At 71.6% G+C, this 3,131-nt stretch carries 2 protein-coding genes; one reads left to right on the top strand and one right to left on the bottom strand.

Annotation, left to right across the window (positions count from 1 at the left end):
• Positions 1–308: 308 nt before the first annotated feature.
• Complete coding sequence (locus ACFVVL_RS16950; protein ID WP_380287811.1) at positions 309–1,619, bottom strand: extracellular solute-binding protein; 1,311 nt, start codon at positions 1,617–1,619, stop codon at positions 309–311.
• A gap of 341 nt (positions 1,620–1,960) precedes the next feature.
• Between ACFVVL_RS16950 and ACFVVL_RS16945 the strand changes: the two genes are divergently transcribed.
• Positions 1,961–2,791, top strand: coding sequence for an IclR family transcriptional regulator (locus ACFVVL_RS16945; RefSeq protein WP_380287809.1), 831 nt, complete (start codon positions 1,961–1,963; stop codon positions 2,789–2,791).
• Positions 2,792–3,131 lie beyond the last annotated feature (340 nt).

Genomic DNA, 3,131 nt, shown 5'->3' with positions numbered 1-3,131 from the left:
TTTTTGGGGGTTGGCCCCCCGGGGTTAAAATTTCCCCCCCGCGCGCCTCCGGGCCCTCCGGGGGGGGGGGGGGGGGGCGGGGGGGGGGGGGGCCCGACGCCCTGCCCCGGCGCCACCCGCTCGGGGAAGGCGGCGCCGCCGGGGCGGTCGTGGTGGGTGCGGACACGTACGGGACCTGCTCTCTGGATGCCCGGTGGGCCCGGGTCCGGTGGCGTGGACCCACCGGACCCGGGTTCAGCCGGCCTGGACTGTCGGCCTGGGCTCTCGGACGGCCCGGACACTCGGACGGCCCGGGCTCAGTGGGCGGCTCAGTGGGCGGCGAAGGCCGAGGTGATCTGGGTGGCGGCGTCGCCCGAGGCCTTGGCCACGTCCGCCTTGCCGGTGACGACCTGCTGGAGCATCGTCGGGATGACGGACTGCGCGTCGATCTGCGCCCACGCCTGGTCCAGCGGCACGAACTTGGTGCCGGCCGCGATGGTGTCGGTGAAGGGCTTCAGGAAGGCGTCCTTGGCGGCGACCTTGGTGTTGACCGACTTCAGCGTCGGCAGGTTGCCCATGGCGTCGTACATCTGCTCCTGGTACACCGGGCTCGCCAGCAGCTCGGCGAACTCCACGGCCAGGGTGCGGTGCTTGGCCGCCTTCATCACGCCGAGGTTGTTGCCGCCGGCGAACGCCGGGGCGATCGAGCCGGCCTTCTCACCCGGCAGCGGGACCACCGCGTACTTGTCCTTGGCCGCGCCCGCGTCCACCTTGCTGCGGCTGGAGTTGGGCAGGATCGCCATCGCCGCCTTGCCGGCCGCGAACAGGTCGACGGTCTTGCCGCCGGTGAGGTCGGCGCACTGCTGGACCGGGCAGCCGTTCTCGTTGAAGAGGTCGGTGTAGCGCTTGAGGCCGGCCTGCGAGGCGGGCGAGTTGATCGCCGCCTTGAACTTGTCGCCCTCCTTGACGGCGATGTCGCCGCCCGCGTCCCAGACGAAGGGCAGCGCGCCGAAGGTGTACTTGCCGCCGACCGCGATGCCGAAGGTGTCGGGGTGCGCGGCGTGGATCTTCTCGGTGGCGGCGACCAGGTCGGCGTAGGAGGTCGGCGCGGCCAGGCCCGCCTCGGTGAACATGTCGGTGCGGTAGTACAGCGCGCGCACACCGACCCACCACGGCAGGCCGTAGGTCTTGCCGTCGAGCACCGCGGTCGAGGCGATCGCCGGGTCGAGGTCGCCCTTGTCCTTCCACTTGTCGAGGTCGGCGCCGATCTCGGCGAGACCGCCGGCCGCGACGTAGCCGGGCAGGTCGGTGTTGCCGAACTCGACCAGGTCCGGGGCGCTGTTCGGGTCGTTGAACGCGCCCTTCATCTTGGCGGCACGGGCCGAGGCGTCGGTGTCGATGTAGCTGACGTTGACGGTGACGCCCTGGTGGGAGGCCTGGAACTCGGCGACCGCCTTGCTGATCACCGCCTCCTTCGCGGCGTTGCCGGCCTCGTTGTACAGCCAGACCTGCAGCGTGCCGGTCTTGTCGTCGGCAGCCTTCTCGCCGGCCGGTACGGCGGTACCGGGCGAACAGGCGGCGGCCGCGAGGCAGGTGGCGGCGAGGACGGCAGCCGCGGTGGTCCGTCTGACGATGCGCATGGGTGTGGAGCCTCCCCTCCCGACAGCTGCCGCCGAGACGTGCGCCGCTGGGGACGGGCACGTCGAAGCAGGCCCTGACCGGGGCCGGATGGTGGGTGCGTGCGTGAACGCGTGGATGTGGGGGTGGTGCTACATGGGTACGGCAGTGCGACCGCTCGGGTGGGCTGCGTCGCCTGCTCGATGCCAGGGACGTTAGGCGGGGGCGCTCGCGACCAACAAGAGTCGGTTCGCGAAGTTTTGCACTGCACAACGCTGTATCGAAAAAGCGGCGGTCGGGTCTCGAAGCGGTACGGTTCGACAACCGTCGCAGTCCGGCGGCGGAACGAGAGGGGAACGGACCGATGACGGAGCAGGCGGCCAGCGCGGCCACCACCGCGAAACCGAAGAAGGCGGCGGGCGAGCGCAACCAGTCCTCCTCGCTGCGCCGGGCGCTGTCCGTCCTCGGCTACGTCCGCGACCACGGTGACGGACGCGGCGTCCCGCTCGCCCAGCTCGCCGAGGCGCTCGACCTCAACAAGTCCACCGTGCTGCGCCTCACCGGGCCGCTGCTGGACGAGCACCTGCTCGACCGCGACCGGGAGACCGGCTGGTTCCGCCTCGGCCACGGCTCGCTCCGCCTCGGCCAGGCCTACCTCTCCACCCTCGACCTGCGCAGCGTCGCCGCCGAACACCTGCGCCGCCTCCAGCGCGAGGCCGGCGAGACCGTCCACCTCACCGTCTGGCAGGCCCCGGGCATCGTCTACCTCGACAAGGTCGAGGACGAGACCAACGTCCGGATGGCCTCCCGGGTCGGCAGCCGCGCCCCCGCCTACTGCACCGCGACCGGCAAGGCGATCCTGGCCTGGCTCCCCGAGGAGGCCGTCGCCGAGGTCGTCGCCGCCGGCCTGCGCCCGGTCACCGCCTGGACCATCTCCGACGAGACCCATCTGCGCGCCGACCTCGCCCGCACCCGGGCCCGCGGCTACTCCATCGACGACCGCGAGAACGAACCCGAGGTCCGCTGCGTCGCCGCCCCGATCTTCGACCACACCGGCGAGGTCACCGCGGCTCTCTCGGTCTCCGGCCTCACCTCCCGGATGACCGCCGCCCGCGTCCGCGCCCTCGGCCCCGTGGTCGCCCAGGTCGGCCTGCGCATCTCCCGCGAACTCGGCTCCGACCGCCCCGTGCCGTGACATGCGGAAGGGCCCGGCACCTGAGACAGGTACCGGGCCCTTCCGACCTTGGAGCGCCAGGCCCGGGTCGCACGGACTCTCCCCACTGAAAGTGGGACGTGCTCTGGTAGCACCACTGACGCCTGACGAGGAATCATCTCCCTCGCGACAGGAAGAACACTACCAGCCCGGAACACCTGCCCGAACCACGGGCAAACCCCCGACGACAACCCACCCCGCACGCGAAAGGGCCCGGCACCTGAAACAGGTACCGGGCCCTTCCGACCTTGGAGCGCCAGGCCCGGGTCGCACGGACTCTCCCCACTGAAAGTGGGACGTGCTCTGGTAGCACCACTGACGC

The organism is Kitasatospora sp. NPDC058115 (assembly GCF_042884635.1).
Classification (GTDB): Bacteria; Actinomycetota; Actinomycetes; order Streptomycetales; family Streptomycetaceae; genus Kitasatospora.
The sequence above is the reverse complement of the archived record's forward strand: the minus strand, read 5'-3'. Positions and strand labels throughout refer to the sequence as shown.

Excerpts from the sequence above, each read along its gene's own strand:
- ACFVVL_RS16945 (WP_380287809.1), top strand. The coding sequence starts at position 1,961 with ATGACGGAGCAGGCGGCCAGCGCGGCCACCACCGCGAAACCGAAGAAG.
- ACFVVL_RS16950 (WP_380287811.1), bottom strand. The coding sequence starts at position 1,619 with ATGCGCATCGTCAGACGGACCACCGCGGCTGCCGTCCTCGCCGCCACC.